13 protein-coding genes are annotated in these 19,349 nt (G+C 69.2%); 10 read left to right on the forward strand and 3 right to left on the reverse strand.

Going from position 1 to position 19,349, the window contains the following annotated elements; translation table 11 throughout:
• Positions 1-164 precede the first annotated feature (164 nt).
• Positions 165-3,026 (reverse strand): choice-of-anchor A family protein, encoded by a 2,862-nt coding sequence (locus tag KY572_RS42565; protein WP_224249544.1) that lies wholly within the window; start codon positions 3,024-3,026, stop codon positions 165-167.
• 258 nt (positions 3,027-3,284) lie between these two features.
• Here KY572_RS42565 and leuS point away from each other — a divergent pair, with 258 nt between their 5' ends.
• From leuS to lptE, 3 genes are read left to right on the forward strand one after another with little or no spacing between them, the layout of a single operon-like run.
• Positions 3,285-5,783, forward strand: a complete 2,499-nt coding sequence (gene leuS, locus KY572_RS42570) for a leucine--tRNA ligase (RefSeq protein WP_224249500.1) — start codon at positions 3,285-3,287, stop codon at positions 5,781-5,783.
• Positions 5,784-5,795: 12 nt separating this feature from the next.
• Entirely contained in the window at positions 5,796-6,362 is a 567-nt protein-coding gene (locus KY572_RS42575) for a hypothetical protein (protein ID WP_224249501.1), read from the forward strand.
• 31 nt (positions 6,363-6,393) lie between these two features.
• A complete protein-coding gene (gene lptE / locus KY572_RS42580) occupies positions 6,394-6,927 on the forward strand; it encodes an LPS assembly lipoprotein LptE (protein WP_224249502.1) in 534 nt (177 codons plus the stop codon).
• A gap of 30 nt (positions 6,928-6,957) precedes the next feature.
• On the opposite strand, the gene rpsT is transcribed toward lptE, so the two are convergent.
• Both rpsT and mazG read right to left on the reverse strand, forming a co-directional pair.
• Positions 6,958-7,233 (reverse strand): 30S ribosomal protein S20, encoded by a 276-nt coding sequence (gene rpsT / locus KY572_RS42585; RefSeq protein ID WP_224249503.1) that lies wholly within the window; start codon positions 7,231-7,233, stop codon positions 6,958-6,960.
• Positions 7,234-7,311: 78 nt separating this feature from the next.
• Positions 7,312-8,478, reverse strand: coding sequence for a nucleoside triphosphate pyrophosphohydrolase (gene mazG / locus KY572_RS42590; RefSeq protein WP_224249504.1), 1,167 nt, complete (start codon positions 8,476-8,478; stop codon positions 7,312-7,314).
• 150 nt (positions 8,479-8,628) lie between these two features.
• On the opposite strand from mazG, the gene KY572_RS42595 reads away from it, so the two are divergent.
• The 7 genes from KY572_RS42595 (at position 8,629) to prfB (ending at position 19,267) form a co-directional block, all read left to right on the forward strand.
• A complete protein-coding gene (locus KY572_RS42595; protein WP_224249505.1) occupies positions 8,629-10,860 on the forward strand; it encodes a hypothetical protein in 2,232 nt (743 codons plus the stop codon).
• Positions 10,861-10,871: 11 nt separating this feature from the next.
• Positions 10,872-12,044, forward strand: coding sequence for a DUF4388 domain-containing protein (locus KY572_RS42600; protein ID WP_224249506.1), 1,173 nt, complete (start codon positions 10,872-10,874; stop codon positions 12,042-12,044).
• 82 nt (positions 12,045-12,126) lie between these two features.
• Positions 12,127-13,209 (forward strand): PhoH family protein, encoded by a 1,083-nt coding sequence (locus tag KY572_RS42605; protein WP_224249507.1) that lies wholly within the window; start codon positions 12,127-12,129, stop codon positions 13,207-13,209.
• A gap of 107 nt (positions 13,210-13,316) precedes the next feature.
• On the forward strand, positions 13,317-15,845 hold the full coding sequence (locus KY572_RS42610) for an HD family phosphohydrolase (RefSeq protein ID WP_224249508.1): 2,529 nt from the start codon (positions 13,317-13,319) through the stop codon (positions 15,843-15,845).
• Positions 15,846-15,869: 24 nt separating this feature from the next.
• Entirely contained in the window at positions 15,870-16,721 is an 852-nt protein-coding gene (gene ybeY, locus KY572_RS42615) for an rRNA maturation RNase YbeY (RefSeq protein ID WP_224249509.1), read from the forward strand.
• 76 nt (positions 16,722-16,797) lie between these two features.
• Positions 16,798-18,111 carry an Lnb N-terminal periplasmic domain-containing protein gene (locus KY572_RS42620; RefSeq protein WP_224249510.1) on the forward strand — a complete coding sequence of 438 codons (1,314 nt, stop codon included), beginning with the start codon at positions 16,798-16,800 and terminating at the stop codon, positions 18,109-18,111.
• 33 nt (positions 18,112-18,144) lie between these two features.
• Positions 18,145-19,267 (forward strand): peptide chain release factor 2 gene (prfB, locus tag KY572_RS42625; RefSeq protein WP_224249511.1). Its coding sequence is split into 2 segments (ribosomal slippage): positions 18,145-18,213 and positions 18,215-19,267, totalling 1,122 coding nucleotides; the frame shifts between segments, so codons are not numbered across the junction.
• The last annotated feature ends 82 nt before the right edge of the window (positions 19,268-19,349 follow it).

A 19,349-nucleotide genomic window follows, 5' to 3' on the forward strand; every position in this document is an offset into this window, starting at 1 on the left:
GCATTATTGTTCTGCTGAAAAGTTTCAAGAGGGATTAAATGAAGTTCGAGGTTTTCCGTCTCTCGAGCCCTCTTGTTTGTGTATGTCTTTGTCCGGGCGGGGATGTTTTTGTCTGTTTTGATGGGAGGACGGGGCAGAGATACCCCCGTCCTCGAACCCTGGAATCAAGGACAGACGCTGCGATCGTTCAGCGGCTTGAGGTGACCCTCGGCGGTGCCGTTGAGCGAGACGGCGTAGAGGCCGCCATCCCAGCTGCCGTTGTTGAAGGTCATCCGCGCGTAGGGCGCGAGGATGGTGCCCTGGAAGCCGAAGCTGGTGGCGTTGAGCGTCGTGGCATCCACGAAGTTGTAGAGGATGGTGTTCGCGTTGGCGCCCGTGAGCGAGTAGCCGAAGTTCTGGAAGGTGGCCGAGGCGCCGCGGATGTTGATCACCACCAGCGAGCCGCTGGGCACGTTGATGGAGAGCAGCGCGGCGCCGGTGAAGGCGCTGGCGTTCACGTTGAAGACGTTGGTGGTGGGGTTGGTGCCGCGCAGGAAGATGCCGCCCCAGGACTCACGCGTCGTGGTGCCGTTGGCCGCCAGGGCCCCGAGCTGAGCGGACATGGCGCGCAGCTCGGCGAAGCGGGCGTTGAAGTCGATGGGCGTGCCCCGGGCCACGGTGCCCCGGCGGGAGGTGACGCCCTGGTTGGCGCTGTACGTGCCGCCGTAGAAGGCGTTGCCCCAGATGCTGCCGTTGGCGAGCGTCAGGTTGCGGCCGGCCACCAGCACGTTGGAGATGTCGCTGGCCGGCAGGTTTCCGCCCACCGAGAAGTTCTGCATGAAGATGTTGCCGCCGGCGGCCACCTTGCCCTGCACGTCGGGGCCGTTGGTGTAGTCCTCGAGCACGAACAGGTTGTAGTCGCTCAGCTTCACGTCGATGCAGGAGGTGCAGGGCCCGGCCACGGTGAGCTGGCGCGCGGCGGTGGCGGTGTTGCCCGCGTTGTCCGTCACCCGGTAGCTGACCGTGTACTGGCCGGCCCGCGTCTGATCGAGGTTGCTGGTGGTGACGATGCGCCCGCTCAGATCGCCCGCGCAGGAGTCGGAGGCGGTGGCGCCCGGATCCACGTAGGGCGCGCCGTTGCACTGCACGGTGGAGGTTCCGGGGCGCACCTGGAGCTGGGGCACCAGGGTGTCACGCACCGTCACGCTCCGGCTGGCGGTGGTGGCGTGGCCAGAGGCGTCGGCCACCGAGTAGCTCAGCGAGTAGCTGCCCGGCGCGGCCACGTTGACCGAGCCCGCCTTGACGATGGCGCCCGTCAGGTCGCCGGCGCACGCGTCGCTCGCCGTGGCGCCCGGGTCGCCGTACGTGCCGCCCTGGATGCACTCCAGCGCCTCGCTGGCCGAGCCGTTGAGCGAGAGGGTCGGCGCCAGCGTGTCGGCCACGGCGACGGTGCGCGTCACCGGCGCGGACGCGTTGCCAGAGGCATCCGTGGCGACGTAGCTCACCACGTAGGAGCCGGGCACCGCCAGGTCCACCGCGCCGGACTTCGAGATGCTGCTGCCGCCGCACAGGTCGCTCGCGGAGGCGCCCGGGTCGTCGTACGTGCCGCCCAGGCTGCACTCCAGCGCCTCGCTGGCCGCGCCGTTGAGGGCCACCGTCGGCGGCAGGGTGTCGAGCACGGTGACGATGGCGGTGCACGAGGAGGCCTGGCCCGCCTGGTCCGCGCAGGTCAGCGTCACCGACGTCTCGCCGAGCGGGAAGGGGCCCGCGGAGCTCTGCGTGCAGTGCGCCAGCTGGCTCTCCGGATCGTACGAGCCGTCGTCGATGTTGGCCGAGCCGCCGCAGGTGTACTCGGCCACCACCGTCCTGTCCTGGCAGCGCGCCACGGGCGGCAGGTTGGTGGGGGGCGGCTTCGTGGACCACTTGCAGAACGCGGTGCACTCGCCCATCTGCGCGGAGGAGTCCGTCGCGCGTCCGTTGGACTGGCCGTTGTCGCACTCCTCGCCGAAGTCGGCGTCCACCACGCCGTCGCCGCACCAGTTGCTGCGGCAGGACCAGGAGCACGTCTCATGCGGCTGCTGCCCGGCGAGGGCCGGCTGGCCGTTGAGGCCATCACCCAGGTCGCACTCCTCGCCCGAGAACGTCGCGGGGATGCCGCAGCCGGCCCCCAGCGTCATCGCGCCGCGCACCACGATGTACGGCGTGCCCACGTACGGCGTCTCGAAGCCCGGGTCGACCGTGAAGTCCATGTACGGCTGCTGGCCGGGGATGGGCATCTCTCCGGTGGAGCTCGTCGCCACCGCCGCATAGGAGAAGGTGTGGTTGGGGAAGGTGGTGAAGACCGAGCGCGCCGCGCAGCCGCCCATGCCCGGCAGCACCCAGTCCGACATGTCGCGGGACATGAAGTCGTTGTACATCTCGAACATGTGCCCGGAGTCGGCGCAGCCCGGCACGCCCTGGATGCGGAAGGTGCCGAACGGCTCGAGCAGCGTCACCTCCGTGCCCGCCGGAGCGTCCTGGTAGGCGCAGCCCAGCGCGATGTACATGCCGGTGCGCTTCTGCTCCGAGTTGAGCACGTAGCGGATGGCGTTCTCCACCAGCAGCTCCGTGCCGTTGGAGGTGGGGTCCGTGGCGAGGATGGCCACGTCGCCGTCGATGACGGAGCCCCAGTTCTTCCGGTTGTCGATGGCGGCCTGGAAGGCCGCGGTGCCGCTCTCACACGCCGCGTCACCGATGATGATGGCGCGATAGGTCATGAACTCCTGGACCGTCATCGCCTTCCACTGCTGCGGCGTCACCACGTCGATCTGCGCGCCGTAGGCGTAGGTGGCCACCGCCTGGGCCTCGCGGCTGGCGAGCCCGCCGCTCACGCTGCTGCCCAGGATGAGCACCTTGTTGGTGCTGCGGATCTCCTGGTGGGTCGTGCCCGGGCTGGCCGCGGACAGCTCCGACTCCGGGCTGCAGGCAAAGGCCGCCACGGCTGCCAGCAGCAGGCACGCCTTCGCCAGGGTGTTCGATGTCGTCTGGGAACCCACAAGCTGATGCATCACGGGATGGCTCATCGGGGGGACCTCGTCGCTCGAATTGCGCAGTTTTTATTGAGAAATAAGAAAACTGGTTGGACCGAGAGTTCGGGAAAATCATCGTATTACCGGTGGAAAATTGCAAGCACGCACGAAAAGTTCCGTCAGGGTGGACGGAATAGGTGCGTCCAGGTGTGTATTCGTGAGGCTTGACGGGGGATCCGCGAGGGGGCCTCGCTTGTTGCTTAGGAAGCGGGCCTCCCATAAGAGGCGCACCGATATATGGCGATGAACGAGCGTTACGAGCCGCAGTCGATCGAAGGAAAGTGGCAGGCCCGGTGGGCGCAGGAGGGCGTGTTCCGCGCGGGCACCCGGCCCGGGGCTCCCAAGAAGTACATCCTCGAGATGCTGCCGTACCCCAGCGGGAAGATGCACATGGGGCACGTGCGCAACTACCTCATCGGGGACGTGTACGCGCGCTACTTCCGGATGCGGGGCTTCGACGTCATCCACCCGATGGGCTGGGACGCCTTCGGCCTGCCGGCGGAGAACGCGGCCATCAAGGACGGCGTGCACCCGGCGGTGCGCACCCAGGAGAACATCGACTCGTTCAAGGCGGAGATCCGCTCGCTCGGCTACAGCTACGACTGGACGCGCGAGGTGAACACCAGCCAGCCCGAGTACTACCGCTGGAACCAGTGGTTCTTCATCCAGATGCTGGAGCGCGGGCTGGTGTACCGCCGCTTCAGCAAGGTGAACTGGTGCACCGGCTGCCTCACCGTCATCGCCAACGAGCAGGTGAAGGAAGGCACGTGCGAGCGCTGCGACTCGCAGGTGGTGGACAAGGAGATGCCCGAGTGGGCGTTCCGCATCACGAAGTACTCGCAGGCGCTGCTGGACGGGCTGGACGAGCTGAAGGAGTGGCCCGAGCGCATCACCAGCATGCAGCGCAACTGGATCGGCCGCTCGGAGGGCGCCGAGGCCGACTTCGCGGTGCAGGGCAGCGGCGAGAAGATCCGCGTCTTCACCACGCGCATCGACACGGTGTACGGCTGCACCTACGTGGTGCTGGCGCCGGACCACAAGCTGGTGGCGAAGGTGACGACGCCCGAGCGCCGCGCGGAGGTGGAGGCCTTCGCCGCGAGGATGGCGGCCATCAGCAAGACGGACCGCACGGCCGAGGGCGCCACCAAGGAAGGCGTCTTCACGGGCGCCTACGCGCTCAACCCGTTCAACGGCCAGCCGGTGCCCATCTGGATCGCCAACTTCGTGCTGTCCGACTACGGCACGGGCGCGGTGATGAGCGTGCCGGCGCATGACGAGCGCGACTTCGAGTTCGCTCGCAAGTACGGCCTGCCCATCCACGTCGTCATCCAGCCAGCCACCGGGGACAAGCTGCCCTCGGGAGACAAGCTGGAGGCCGCGTACACGGAGTACGGCGTGCTGGCGGACTCGGGCGAGTTCACCGGGCTGAAGTCCGAGGAGGCGCGCCGCAAGATGGCCGCGAAGCTGGAGGCCGAGGGCCGCGGCAAGGCCACGGTGACGTACCGCCAGAAGGACTGGGGCTTCAGTCGCCAGCGCTACTGGGGCACGCCCATCCCCATCATCTACTGCGAGAAGTGCGATCCGGAGCGCAAGGGCATCCCCGTGCCGCTGGAGCAGCTGCCCGTGCGCCTGCCGGAGATCGACACCCAGGCGGTGCTCACCGGCAAGGGCGAGCCGCCGCTGGCCAAGGTGGCCTCGTGGGTGAACACGAAGTGTCCGAAGTGCGCCGGGCCCGCGCGCCGCGAGGCGGAGACGATGGACACCTTCGTCGACTCCTGCTGGTACTACGCGCGCTACCTGTCGCCGCAGTACGACGCGGCGCCGGTCGATGCCGCGGAGGCGAAGCGCTGGCTGCCGGTGGACGTGTACGTGGGCGGCCCCGAGCACGCCGTGATGCACCTGCTGTACTTCCGCTTCTGGACGCGCATCATGAAGGAGCTGGGCCTGTCCCCGGTGGACGAGCCCGTCACGCGCCTGGTCACCCAGGGCATCGTCAACGGCCCGGACGGGCGGAAGATGTCCAAGCGCTGGGGCAACGTGGTGGCGCCCGCCTCCATCGTGAGGAAGTACGGCGCGGACACGGCGCGCACCTACGTGCTGTTCGCGGGCCCGCCGGAGCGTGACTTCGACTGGTCCGATGCCCAGGTGGAGGGCGCCTTCCGCTTCCTCAAGCGCGTGTGGACGCTGGCCGCCACGCACGAGGGGGTCGCCGGGGCCACGCACTCGGGGGCCTTCGAGGGCAAGGCGCTGGAGATCCGCCGCGCCGCGCACAAGTGCCTGAAGCGGGTAGGGGAGTCCATCGAGCGGCTGTCCTTCAACACCGCCATCGCCGGCATCATGGAGTACCTGAACGTGCTCTCCGCGGTGGGCACTCTCGAGACGCCCGCGGAGAAGGCCGCCATGGCCGAGGCCCTGCGGCTGATGGCCATCATGCTGACGCCGTTCGCGCCGCACATCGCGGACGAGCTGGCCGAGACGTTCGGCTCGAAGACGCTCACCGTGAACCAGGAGTGGCCGGCCTTCGATCCGGCGCTGGTGGTGGATGACGAGATCCCCTACGCGGTGCAGGTCAACGGCAAGCTGCGCGCGGAGATCAAGGTGCCGGCGGACGCGGGCGAGGCGGACGTGCGCGCCGCGGCCGAGGCGGACGAGCGGGTGAAGGCGGCCACGGCCGGCAAGACGGTCCGCAAGTTCGTCTTCGTCCCGAAGCGGCTGGTGAACTTCGTCGTCGGCTGATCGGAGGCCCGGGTGCCGACCGAAGTCCTCGTCATGTGTACGAGGTGCGGACGGCCGCAGCCGGCCCGCCCCGGCAACTGCATGGCGTGCGGCGAGGTGCTGCCGGACGCCCCGCGGCCCTCGGCGTCCCAGGCGCCGTTCCTCCAGCTCGAGGGCACGCGCGGCCGGAGCATCACGGGCGTGGATGGAAAGCTGACGTACCGCGCGGGCGCCTCCGCGCCTCCGTACGGGGTCGAGCTGGGACGGATCCGAGGCGCGGTGCTCGTGCGCCATCCTCCCCTGGAGGGCGTGTTGATCGTGCTGGTGGCCGTGTTCCTCGGGGTCTCCGTGTCTTCGCTCCTGATGGTGGCGGCGGGGCTCGCGGCCGTCGGAGTGCTCGTGGCCCTGCTGTGGCGGCGCTACTCCCTGGGAGTGGTGACGCTCGATGGCGCTCGCTCCCTATGGCCGCTGGGCTGGCTCTGGCTCGGCTCCCGGCGGGTCCATGCGCTCGAGCAGGCCTGGTCCGCGGGCGCCCAGGCCCTGGCCTCGCGCGGCGTCTCCGTCCAGGACTCCTCGGGGGCCTCGGGGCCCGGCGCTTGACCCGGGGGCGGCCCCCGATACTGTGAGCGCCATGGCTCGGCTCTGTGCGGTGGTGGTGGCGGTGCTCGTGGCGGGAGCGGGGTGCGGCTACCGCTTCGTGGCGCGCGACGGGACGCTGCCGGAAGGGGTCCGCGCCGTCTGCGCTCCCATCTTCTTCAACGAGACGTCCGAGCCGGGGCTGGAGACCCTCTTCACCCGCGCCATGCGCCAGGAGATGGTGCGCTCGGGGACGCTGGGAGACGGCGCGGCGTGCGAGGCGCGGCTCGAGGGCGTCGTCACCAACGTGAGCAGCTACCCGACGATCGTCACCGAGCCCATCACCGATGAGAACGGGGTGGTGGTCGTCGGGCCGCAGCTGGCCAGCTACCGTGCCTTCGCGGAGGCACGGCTGCGGCTGCTGAAGGACGAGCGGGTCCTGGCGGAGACGAGCGTCTCCGGCACGGAGGACTACCTGCCCGGCAGCGGTGATGTCCTGGAAGCGGAGGCCAACCGTCAAGCCGCGCTCCACCGTCTCTCGGAGACGCTGATGCGCGAGGGCTACGAGCGGCTGGCCCGCAACTGGTGAGGCGCCGCGAGGGCGCTCCCGCCAGGTGGACTACTTCGCGGCCGTGGTGGCCTTGCGCGCGGCCTTGGTCAGGCGGGCGATGCGGCGCGAGGCGGTGCGCTTGTGGAGCACGCCCTTGGAGGCGGCCTTGGCCAGCGTGCGGACGGCGTCCTTCAGGGCGTCCCCGGTCTTCGTCGCGTCCTTGGTCGCGATGGTCTCGCGCGCCTTCTTCACCGCGGTCTTCACGGTGGTGCGGACATTGGTGTTGCGCGCGCGGCGCTTCTGGGCCTGACGGTTACGCTTCTCTGCGGACTTGGTGTTCGCCAAGGTAATCTCCAACTGACGGCTATGGAAAAAGAGGGGCCGTACCTACAGCGGCCTCTCCCGAGCGTCAAGGCGCTCGTGTCACGCGGTGTATTCCCAGAGCAGTCCGGCCGGATCCCGGAAGCGGATCCGCTGGGGCTCTGTCGCCTGTACGGCCCCGGGGTGCGCGCCTTCCAGCGCGGCTCGGAGTCGCTCCACCGCTCGGGAGGACGGAGCCCCCAGGGAGATCACCGCGCCCGAGGCCCCCGAGGAGCTTCCCTCGGTGAACACCAGGCGCAGGGCTCCATCTCCATAGGAGGCCTCGTCCGGGGCTCCCCGCTCGGCCTGCCAGCCGATCAGCGGCACCAGGGTGTTCCAGAACGCGCGCTGTGCTGGGAGATCCGCCACCGTGAAGCGCAGCGAGGTGAGCGGCGCCCGGGGCAGGGAAGCGGGAGGGGGCAGGGCCTTCTCCGCTGCCTTGGCCGTCTGCCAGTGTCGCTCCATGTGCTCCAATGTAGCCTCTCCGAAGGGGATGCCCTCGGCGCGGAGCGCGGACTCGATGTGCTGGAAGCGGGTGATGAAGCGGCGGATGGCCATGCGCAGCGCATCCTCGGGCGGGGTGTGCAGGAAGCGCCCGAGGTTGGCCAGGGAGAAGAGGACGTCGCCGAACTCGTGCTCGATGGCGTCCCGGTCCTTGGAGGCGATGGCCTCGTCCAGCTCCGCCAGCTCCTCGTAGAGCTTGCCGCGCACGCCGGCCACGTCCGGCCAGTCGAACCCGATGCGGCTGGCCTTCTCGGTGAGGCGCTCGGCGCGCAGCAGGGCGGGGGCGGCGGTGGGCACTCCATCGAGCACCGAGCCCTCTCGGCCCGTCTTGCGCTTCTTCTCCTCGGCCTTGAGCTTCGCCCAGTTGAAGAGCACCTCCTCGGAGCCCTTCACCTGGCGCTCGCCGAAGACGTGGGGGTGGCGGCTGGTGATCTTGTCGCTGATGGCCCGGCACACATCGGCCATGGTGAACTCGCCCTTCTCGGCGGCCAGCTGGGCGTGGAAGACGATCTGGAAGAGCAGATCCCCCAGCTCCTCGCACAGGGCGCGCCAGGGGCCGCCGTAGGCCACCCGGTCCATCTCGTCGAGCACCTCGAAGGTCTCCTCGACGAGGTAGGGGCGCAGCGAGCGCAGGTCCTGCTCCCGGTCCCAGGGGCAGCCATTCTCCGCGCGCAGACGCTCCATGATTCCCACCAGCCGCTCCAGCTGCTCCCCGGTTGCGCTCATGTGTGACCAACCTCCTGTTCGTCGGGTCCGCGCCACGGAGGACCCGCCCGCCGGACCCCTGGAAATGGCCGCCTACCCTGTAAGCCAGGGAGCGGAAGGGGGGCGATTGCTTTCACCGTGAGGGTCCCTCGCCTATCATCGAAGGTCCGGATGCCTCACTCCTTTTGTTCGCGACTGCTCCCGGTGATCTTCTGCCTCGCGCTGTTCCCGGCGATGAAGGCGAACGCCCAGATCGATGCGCCCACTCCCATCCAGGAGGTGGACCCCGACTCTGAGCCGGCGGACGACTCGTCCGACGACTCCGCCTATGAGGACGAGGAGCCCACGCCGAAGCGTGGGGCCAAGAACAAGAAGGGCAAGGGCCGCGTCCAGGAGGACGAGGAGGAGCCCGAGGAGGAGGTGCCGGCGGCGAAGAACCCGAAGACGCCCGAGCCGCCCGCTCCGCCCACCGGTACGCCCGCCACTCCGCCCACCGGCACGCCGGGGACGACACCGACCGCGGCTCCCAAGGCCGAGGCTCCCAAGGCGGATGCCGCCAGCCGTCCACCGCCGCCGCTGCTGGCCCCGCGCGTCTCCGACGCGGACCTGCTCGCCGTGTGGGAGCGCTGGACGGAGGCCCGGAAGAAGGGGGACATGGAGGCGGCGTCGCAGGGACAGAAGGATCTGCTGAAGCTGCGCGACGAGGTGTCCGCGACGGACTTCGATGCCTTCAGCGTGAGCCTGCTGCGCGAGTCCCGGGCGAAGCTCGAGAAGAAGGACCTGTCCGGCGCGGTGCAGGTGGCCGAGGCCGCGGTGGCGCTCTCGCCCAACCTGCCGTATGCGCACTTCGCGCTGGCGGATGCCTACGCGCGCAAGGACCTGGGCTCGGTGGGCAGGTACGCCGGGGAGATCCAGGCCGGCATCGGGGCGCTGGCGAAGGATCCGCGCTTCTGGCGGCCGGCGCTCGCGAACCTGGGGGCCATGGCGCTGCTGGCCCTGCTGGCCACGGCCGTGGCGGTGGTGGGCGTGCTCTTCGCGCGGCGGCTGCGCTACATCCTGCATGACTTCCACCACGTCTTCCCGCGAGGCATGGGCCGCTGGCAGTCCATCGCGGTGGCCGCGGCGATCCTGCTGATGCCCATCCTGCTGAGGATGGGCGTGGTGCCGGTGCTGCTCGTCATGTTCGGCGCGATGGCGCTCTACCTCTCGCTGGCGGAGCGGGCCGTGGCGGGAGTGCTGCTGGCGCTGGCGGGGGTGATTCCGCTGGCCGGCGGGCTGATCGCCCAGTCCACGGTCTTCGCCGGGACGGTGGCGGAGGATGTGTATGTCCTGGAGCGCGGTGGGTTCACCGGAGACGATGCCGCGGCCCGGGTGCTCGCGCGCCAGGCGGCGAAGGAGGCCACCTTCGCGGAGCTCTTCGCCCTGGGGCGCTACCAGTCCCGTCGCGGGCAGCTCGAGGATGCCGCCAACGCCTACAAGGCGGCCGCGGCCCTGAAGCAGCGCAACGCCCTGCTGCTCACCAACTACGGCAACGTGCTGCTGGCCTCCGGGGACACCGACGCCGCCACGCGGCTCTACCAGGAGGCGCAGCAGGCGGATGGCTCGCTCGCGGCCGCGCCCTACAACCTGGCCCAGGTCTACCGGCGCCAGGCCAAGGCGATGGATGACGCCCAGCTGAGCGCCCAGCTCCAGCGCGCCGCCGAGACCATGAACGTGGCGCAAGGCCTGGACGGCAGCCTCGTGGGGCGGGACGTGCCACCGGACGATCGGCTCCTGGTGAACCTGCTGCTGCTGTCGCCGCAGCTGCCCTGGAACGAGATCATCGCCCTGGCCGACGGGAAGGCCGCGGGCACGCGCGTGGAGAACCAGCTCGACCGCCTGCTGATGGGCACCGCGGGCATGGCGGCGCGCATCTACCCGGCGGTGCTGGCGCTGCTCTTCTTCCTGCTGGGCTACGGGCGCGATCAGCTCCGCGCCTCCAAGTCCTGCGACAAGTGCGGCCGCCCGGTGTGCCGCCGGTGCGATCCGGACCTGGGCATGGGCGCCTTCATGTGCAGCCAGTGCACCAACGTCTTCGCCCGCAAGGGCGTGGTGCCCGAGCCGCTGCGCGCGCGCAAGCAGGCCGAGGTGCAGCGCCACCAGACGTGGATGGGGCGGCTGGCGCTGGCGCTCGGGGCGCTGGTGTCCGGGGCGGGCCACATCTTCTGGGGCCGGCCCGTGCGCGGCGCCATCTATAGCTTCCTGTTCCTCCTGTCCCTGACCGCCATCCTGCTGCGCGATGGCGTGCTCCGGGCTCCCTACGGCGAGGCGCCGCTGTATCTGAAGATGATACCGGTCGGCTTGCTACTCCTTCCCCTCTACCTCCTGTCGCTGCGCGGTCTGCGCAAGCAGCAGACCGAGTAGGCCCGAAGACCATGGCTCTCCAGGGAACCCTCAAGGACTTCGGCATCGCCGACATCCTTCAGCTCATTGGCCAGCAGCAGAAGACCGGTCAGCTCTGCCTGGCCAACAAGGAGCAGGAGGTCAACGTCTTCTTCCGGGACGGCAACATCGCCCGGGTGGAGAGCGTCACGCGCAAGAAGAAGGACCTCATCGGCAACATGCTGGTGCGCGCGGAGATCATCACCGACGCCCAGCTCGACGAGGCGCTGGAGACGCAGCGGCGCACGCTCAAGCGGCTGGGGGACGTGCTCGTCTCCACCGGCGCCATCACCGCCGACCGCTTCAAGAAGATGATGCAGCTGCAGGCCACGGAGACCATCTACCGGCTCTTCAGCTGGGACGCGGGCACCTACGAGTTCAAGGCCGAGCCCGTCGAGTCCGACACCGAGGCCATCACTCCGCTCCGAGCCGAGTCGGTGCTGATGGAAGGCTTCCGGATGGTCGACGAGTGGCCCGTCATCCGGAAGAAGATCAACCGGCTGGACATGGTCTTCGAGCAGCTCAAGCCGCTGCCGCCGCCCGTCAACAAGGAGGAGGATCTCGACGCCGCGTTCGACGACGCCTTCTCCGAGAAGAAGAAGGACGAGAACAAGGGCGACTTCAAGTCGGTGGGCGACTCGGAGCGCATCGTCTACGACAAGATCGGCCCCGGCCGGGACGTGCGCAAGCTCATCGACGTGTCCTGTCTGGGCGAGTTCGAGACCTGCAAGGCGCTGCTGAACCTGGTCAACCTGGAGTACATCCGCCCCGTCTACAAGGACGGCAAGTCTCCTTCTGGCGACCGCGACGGCATCCTCCAGAAGGTGGGGCGCGGCATCGGGGCGCTGGGCGCCAGCATGGCCGCCCTGGCCGCCATCTTGTTCCTGGTGGCCCAGTTCACCGGCAAGCTCTCGCTGGCCAGCTCGCCTGCCTCCCGGTTCTCGGACCCTGCCGCCCAGCGCTTCATCTCTCGGACGCAGGTCAAGCGGATAGAGGCGGCGCTGGAGATCTTCCGCTTGGAGAAGGGCGAGCTGCCCGACAAGTTGGATGCGCTGGTGGAGGCCGGGCTGTTAAAGCCAGAAGAGCTGCGCTACCCGTGGCGGGAGCAGTACTATTACAGGCGCCTGGCTGCTCGTGAGTTCGTCCTGCTACCGCCCTTGCAATAGCCAGCGACGCCTGGTTCCCTTTCCCGGTCAGGGACTCGACGTTACGTTCATCCGGGAAGGTTGAATGGAGGAACGGACCTCATTGAGAAACCCTGCCACGTTGGAAGCTCCTGCTGTCCGCCCCACCTCTGCCAAGGTCGATGTCCGGGACAACGAGACCGCCCTGGCCCTGTGCGGTAACCAGAACGAAAACCTGAAGCTCATCGAGCGGCGCCTGGGCGTGCGCGTGGGTCAGCGCGGCACGGAGCTGCTCCTGTCCGGCCCCGCCGACGCGGTGGCCTTCGCGGTGCGGCTCGTGGAGAACCTCGAGGAGATGATTCGGGCCGGCCGGCCCGTCTACCGGGAAGACGTGGAGCAGGGCATCAAGGTCCTGGGCCGCGGCGGCGCGGAGTCTCTCGGCGAGGTGATGTTGGGGCCCGTCCTCAAGAGCTCGGGCAACCGCCAGATTGCTCCCAAGAGCATTGCCCAGAAGCGCTACGTGGAGGCCATCCGCGCCCACGACATCGTCTTCGGCATCGGCCCTGCGGGTACGGGGAAGACGTACCTGGCCATGGCCATGGCGGTGGCCTTCCTGCAGGAGCGCAAGGTCAAGCGCATCATCCTGGCGCGGCCCGCCGTGGAGGCGGGTGAGAAGCTCGGCTTCCTGCCGGGCGACCTGGCGGAGAAGGTGAACCCGTACCTGCGGCCGCTCTATGACGCGCTGCACGACATGATGGCGGGCGAGCGCGCCGCGCAGCTGGTGGAGCAGGGCGTCATCGAGGTGGCTCCGCTGGCCTTCATGCGTGGCCGCACGCTCAATGACGCATTCGTCATCCTCGACGAGGCGCAGAACACCACCGTCGAGCAGATGAAGATGTTCCTCACGCGCCTGGGCTACAACAGCAAGGCCGTGGTGACGGGCGACGTGACGCAGGTGGACCTGCCCATCGGGAAGATGTCCGGTCTGCACCACGCTCGGTCCATCCTCAAGAACATCGAAGGCATCAACTTCTCCGAGTTCACGGAGGTGGATGTGGTACGCCACCCCCTGGTTCAGGAGGTCATCCGGGCGTACGACAAGTTCGAGACCGCCAAGGCCGAGGCCGCCAAGGAGCAGGAGGCGCGCGAGGCGCAGGATCCGGTGGAGCCCGAGACGGCGGAGGTCGAGGAGCCCATCGCCACGTGATTCCAGGGGGTTGGCCGTCTGGCCAGCCCCTGAGCGTGCGAACGGGTAAGGCATGACGGCCTGCATCCTTGATAGGGCGGTCCTGCCTTGCATAGGGTCGGGGTTCCATGGCTGAACCGGAACCCTCTCCCCCAAGGCCGAGTCCGCTGGACGCGCTTACGCGCCGTCTCGGCCTGGGCGACAAGTCCTGGGGTCGCCGCCTGACGCTCCTGGCCCTGCTGCTGGCGGTATCGGTGGCGGCCGGCTTCGTCATCTCCCCCGGCCTCTACAGCCAGCAGATTCCGGCCCTTACGGAGGAGCACCTCGGCAAGCCGTTCCGGGCCAACTCGCCCGCGGGCTTCAAGGCCGGGCGGGACTACGAGATTGTCTACAGCGCGATGACGGAGCAGCGGCGCCAGGAGGCCCGCAACGCCGTCCGCCCCGTCTACGACTTGAACCCGGACGTCGTGGAGCAGGTGCGCGGCGCGGTGAAGCTGGCCTTCGGGCAGATGCGAGCGCGCCTGGCCGAGAAGGCCGCCCAGGAGAGCGCCGCGAGTGGGGAAGGGGAGGGAGAGGTACGCAAGGACGGGGAGGCGCGCAAGGCCGCGGAGGCGCGCAAGCCGAAGAAGCCCGCCCCGGCGCCGACGCCGGAGGAACTCGAGAGCCAGCGCAAGGAGCGCGAGGCGCTGCAGGGGGATTTTCAGGAGGCGCTGTTTGGCCAGCGGGACACGGCGCTCGAGGCGGATGACTTCCAGGCGCTGCTGACCAACGGCTTCTCGGAGGAGGCCGAGGCGGCCACGCTGGTGCTGCTGGAGCGAGCGTACGGCTCGGAGCGGGGGCCGCTCTTCATCGCGGGCTCGCGCGAGGAGCTGACGCGAGAGGGGCCCCAGGGCATTACGGTCCGGGACGTGCGCCACAGCGGCGAGCAGACGCTGCCGGGCAACGCGCCGAACGTGATGGACACGCGCGAGGCCTACGCGGAGATGGACCGGTTCGCCTCCATTCCGGGCAACCTGTTGCCGGACGCGCCGGGCGTGCAGCGCCGGGCGGTGCTGCGGCTGGCCAAGCGGATGGTGCGGCCGGATCTGACGATCAACATCGCGGAGACGAACGCGCGGCGGGTGAAGGCGGCGGACGCGGTGAAGGACGCCGTCATCGCCCTGAAGAAGGGGCAGCGCGTCATCGGCGACGGCGAGCTGGTGAACGAGACGCACCTGGTCATCCTCCAGGGCATGCGGGCGCAGACGGACCGGCTGGATCTGATCCAGCTGCAGGTGGGCGGCACGGGGCTGGTGGCGCTGCTGGTGGCCGCGTCCTTCGTCTTCTGCCGCACGGCGTTCCGGCGCTTCCGGCCCACGCGCAAGGACGGGGTGCTGCTGGGGCTGCTGCTGGTGCTGATGCTGGGGCTGATGCAGCTGTGGGTGTCCATCGCTGACGCGGTGCAGGACCGGTACACGGCGCTGCCCATCGAGGCGCTGTACTACGCCTTCCCGGTGGCGGCCGGCGCGATGCTGGTGCGCTTCATCCTCTCCGAGGAGCTGGCGCTCTTCTTCGCCGTGGTGCTGGCGTCCCTGGCGGGGGTGATGCTGGGCAACTCGCTGTCGTTCGGCATCTACGCGCTGCTGGGCTCGCTGGTGGCGGCCGACCGCATCACCCGGGCGCGCGATCGCGTGGGCATCTTCAAGGCGGGCCTGATCGCCGGCGCGGTGAACCTGGTGGCCGTGCTCTTCCTCTTCATGGTGGAGGGCAAGGGGCTGACGGGGGACACGGCGCTCACGGCGGTGTTCGCCTGCGTGGGCACGGCGCTGGCGGTGCCGGTGATGGTGATGGCGCTCACCCCGCTCATCGAGGCGCTGTTCGGCTACGCCTCGGACATCAAGCTCCTGGAGCTGGCCAACCTGAACCACCCGGCGCTCAAGGAGCTCATCGTCCAGGCGCCGGGCACCTACCACCACTCCATCATCATCGGGACGCTGGTGGAGAACGCGGCGGAGGCCATCGGCGCCAACCCGCTGCTGGCGCGCTCGTGCGCCTACTACCACGACATCGGAAAGGGCCGGAACCCGCTCTACTTCGGTGAGAACCAGAAGGGGGAGAACCGGCACGACTCGCTGGCCCCGGCGATGAGCGCCGTCATCATCAAGCGCCACGTCACCGAGGGGCTGGAGATGGCGCGGCAGTACCGCCTGCCCAAGCTGGTGGCGGACGCGATCCCCCAGCACCACGGCACGCGGGCGGTGGGCTACTTCCTGCACAAGGCCATCAAGGAGCAGGAGGGCAAGGAGAACCCGCAGCCCATCGACGAGAGCATCTACCGCTATCCGGGGCCCAAGCCCCAGTTCCGCGAGGCGGCGCTGGTGATGATCGCCGACGCGGTGGAGGCCTCCACGCGCGCCATGCCCGAGCCGACCAAGGCCAAGCTGCAGGCGCAGGTGCAGAAGATGATCAACATCATCTTCTCCGAGGGGCAGCTCGACGAGTGTGACCTGACGCTGAAGGACCTGAACCTGATCGCCAGCTCCTTCCTGCACACGCTCGAGGGCATCTACCACGCGCGGCCGGAGTACCCGGCGGGAGCGGTGGGCGGGGGCACGAAGGGGCCCCCGCTCATGGTGGCGTCCGGAGCCAAGCAGGACGGCAAGGCCAAGACGGCCTGAGCCGCCCTCCAGAGGAGTTCACGAGTGAGACTGCGCAAGGGAAAGCTCATCCCTCGAGAGGATGGCAAGCGCATCGAGGAGTTCATCGGCGCGGCCAGCACGGGGAGCGCCTCGGTGTCCGTGGCGCGGATGCTGGCGCCGCCGGGCTGGTCCGAGCCTCCGCAGAAGCCCGAGTTCGACGAGGCGGTGCTGGTGCTGCGCGGCGAGCTGACGCTGGTCATCGACGGCAAGCGCGAGCGCATCGGCCCGGGCGAGGTGGGGTGGGTGCCCAAGGGCCGGCACGTCACCTACCGCAACGACGGGCAGGGGGCGTGTGACTACTGGTCCATCTGCGCGCCGGCGTTCCGGCCGGAGCTGGCCCACGTCGAGCTCCCCAAGAAGGAGGAGACGCCCGCCAACCACGTCACCGTGCAGGTGGCGCACGCGCAGGGAGAGGCGTTCGCCCGGCCGCTCGCCTCGCTGGGGCGCACCTTCCTGGAGCGGCTGGATCTGCACGGGTGCGAGCTGTCGCTCTCGCTGGTGGGAGACCGGGCCATCCGTCGGCTGAACCGGACGTGGCGCAAGAAGGACAAGGCCACGGACGTGCTGAGCTTCCCGGCGGGCGACCTGCCGCGCGGCACGCCGGGGCCGAGGCAGCTCGGGGACGTGGTCATCTCGCTGGACACGGCGAAGCGGCAGGCCAAGGAGTACGGCCGGACGCTGGAGGCGGAGATGTCCCGCTACCTGGCGCATGGCCTGCTGCACCTGCTGGGGCATGACCACGAGCGCTCCACCCACGAGGCCCGGAAGATGGCGGCCCTGGAGGAGAAGCTGCTCGGGGAGTCCGGGATGGTGGCGGACGCGGTGAAGGCGGGGCGTGCTCGGCGGCTCGTCTGACACTCGGCCGAAGCTCTTCGTTGTGTCGCGCGGCGTGCGTGATAGGTAGTCAGGCCTCTAGCGTGTTGGACGGAACATGCCCCGCTCTGCGCCATTGATTGCCTGCCTTCTCGGCCTGCTGCTCGTCGCGGCTCCGGCCCATGCGGCCTCCCCTCCGCCCTGGGGCACGGGGGAGAGCCAGGGGCAGGATCTGGCCATCTCCCTGGTGACGTTCAGCCCGGGGGATGACGTGGCCTCCTGGTGGGGGCACGGCTCGCTGGTGGTGGAGGACCGGCGGCTGGGCGCGGCGCGCCTCTACAACTACGGGATGTTCTCCTTCGACTCGACCATGCTCGGCCGCTACGCGATGGGCCGGCTCGAGTTCTGGGTGGCCGAGGCGAGCCCGTCGGCGACCTATCGCTTCTACCGTTCGCAGAACCGCGACGTGCGCATCCAGGAGCTCAACCTCACGCCGGAGCAGCGCGTGGAGGTGGGCCGCCTGCTCGCGACCAACGTCCTTCCGGAGAACCGGGACTACCTCTACCACCACTACAACGACAACTGCGTCACCCGGCTCCGGGACATGATCGACCGGGCGGTGGGAGGTCAGCTCCAGCTGGCGGACAGGGCCGTCGGGCGCATGACGCTGCGCGAGCACACGCGGCGCTACACCGCGGTCAGCCCGCCCATGAGCGTGCTGCTCGACTTCCTGATGAACGACGAGATCGACCGGCCCATCACCCGCTGGCAGGAGGCGTTCCTGCCGGACGAGCTGGAGCGGCAGGTGGCCGCGCAGCAGGTGAAGATGGCGGACGGGCAGATGGCGCCGCTCGTCGCGAAGCAGTGGGACTACTACAAGTCGGACCGGACGCCGCCGCCGGAGCAGCCGCCGCGCTATGCGCCGTGGATGCTGCTGCTGGGGCTGGCGGTGGGCGGCAGCGCGCTGGGGCTCGCGTACTGGGGGCGGCGCGGAGGCCGGCTGCCCCGGGTGCTGCTGGGCCTGGAGCACGTGGTGCTGGGCCTGGGCCTGGGCTTTCCGGGCACGGCGCTGTTCGTCATGTGGCTGTTCACCGACCACACGGTGACCTACCGCAACGAGAACCTCTTCCTTGCCAACCCGCTGACGCTGCTGGCGGTGCCGCTGGGCCTGATGCTCGTCTTCGGCTCGGTCAGGGCGCGGCGGTGGCTGCGCGTCCTCTGGCTGGCGCTGGCGGGGCTCGGGGTGCTCGGCGTGGTGCTGAAGGTCATCCCGATGTTCGATCAGGACAACTGGCGCCTCATCGCGTTCATCCTGCCCATCTCGCTGGGCTTCGCGGGCGCGTTCCACCTGGACCGGGTGCTGGCCCGGGCCCCGGGGGCGGGCCGCGAGCCCGAGCGGCAGCCGCTTCCTTCTTCCCTGAAGACTCCCTAGCGCGCGGGTTTGCGCGCATCCGAGGACCAAGTCATGGCGAACGATACGATGGAGAAGATCGGTGCACTTCGCGAGCGCCTCCTGGCGCTCCGGGGGCATCTTTGACCTCGACCGCAAGCGGTCTCGCATCTCGCTGATCGAGCGTGACTCCACGCAGCCCAACTTCTGGGACGACAACACCAAGGCGCAGGCGCTGCTGAAGGAGAAGTCCACGCTCGAGGCGAGCGTGGGGGCCTTCGACAAGGCGCTGCGCGGCCTGGATGACGCGCAGACGCTGCTGGAGCTGGCCAAGGAGATGAGCGACGAGGCCAGCGCCCAGGAGGCCGAGGCCACGCTGCCGGCGCTGGAGGCGGAGGTGGCCAAGCTGGAACTGGCGCGGATGCTCTCCGGCGAGAACGACCGCAGCAACTGCTTCATGGACATCAACGCGGGCGCGGGCGGCACGGACAGCATGGACTGGGCCGCCATGCTGATGCGCATGTACACCCGCTTCTGCGAGCAGCGCGGCTGGGAGGTGGAAGTCACCGACATGGTCGCGGGCGAGGAGGCGGGCTTCAAGAACGTCTCCCTGCACATCAAGGGCGAGAACGCCTACGGCTACCTGAAGGCCGAGGTGGGGGTGCACCGGCTGGTGCGCATCAGCCCGTTCGACGCGAACGCGCGGCGGCAGACGGCGTTTGCCTCGGTGGACGTGCACCCGGAGGTGGATGACTCGATCAAGATCGACATCCCCGAGAAGGACTACGAGCTGAAGTTCATCCGAGGCGGCGGCGCGGGCGGCCAGAAGGTGAACAAGACGTCGTCCACGGCGCAGCTGCGCCACCTGCCTACCGGCATCTTGATCACCTGCCAGACGGAGCGCTCGCAGTCGGCCAACAAGGACATGGCGTTCAAGATCCTGCGCGGGCGCCTGTACGAGCTGGAGCTCAAGAAGCGCGAGGCGGAGCGCGACGCGGCGGAGGCGCAGAAGAAGGACATCTCCTTCGGCTCGCAGATCCGCAGCTACGTGCTGGCGCCGTACCGCATGGTGAAGGATCTGCGCACGGGCGTGGAGACGGGCAATGTGGACGCGGTGCTGGACGGCGAGCTGGAGCAGTTCGTCACCGCGCAGCTGCTGGGGGTGAAGAACCCCAACCGCAACGCCTCGGTCGACTAACCACCGCCTCCCGGGGAGGTGCCCGTGTCGGGCCGGAGCGCCACCGACTGGTATGCTTGTCATACCAGTTGGCGGCAAGTCC

It is taken from the genome of Hyalangium gracile, assembly GCF_020103725.1.
Classification (GTDB): Bacteria; Myxococcota; Myxococcia; order Myxococcales; family Myxococcaceae; genus Hyalangium; species Hyalangium gracile.

Excerpts from the sequence above, each read along its gene's own strand:
- KY572_RS42565 (WP_224249544.1), bottom strand. The coding sequence starts at position 3,026 with ATGCATCAGCTTGTGGGTTCCCAGACGACATCGAACACCCTGGCGAAG.
- leuS (WP_224249500.1), top strand. The coding sequence starts at position 3,285 with ATGGCGATGAACGAGCGTTACGAGCCGCAGTCGATCGAAGGAAAGTGG.
- lptE (WP_224249502.1), top strand. The coding sequence starts at position 6,394 with ATGGCTCGGCTCTGTGCGGTGGTGGTGGCGGTGCTCGTGGCGGGAGCG.
- mazG (WP_224249504.1), bottom strand. The coding sequence starts at position 8,478 with ATGAGCGCAACCGGGGAGCAGCTGGAGCGGCTGGTGGGAATCATGGAG.
- KY572_RS42595 (WP_224249505.1), top strand. The coding sequence starts at position 8,629 with ATGCCTCACTCCTTTTGTTCGCGACTGCTCCCGGTGATCTTCTGCCTC.
- KY572_RS42600 (WP_224249506.1), top strand. The coding sequence starts at position 10,872 with ATGGCTCTCCAGGGAACCCTCAAGGACTTCGGCATCGCCGACATCCTT.
- KY572_RS42610 (WP_224249508.1), top strand. The coding sequence starts at position 13,317 with ATGGCTGAACCGGAACCCTCTCCCCCAAGGCCGAGTCCGCTGGACGCG.
- KY572_RS42620 (WP_224249510.1), top strand. The coding sequence starts at position 16,798 with ATGCCCCGCTCTGCGCCATTGATTGCCTGCCTTCTCGGCCTGCTGCTC.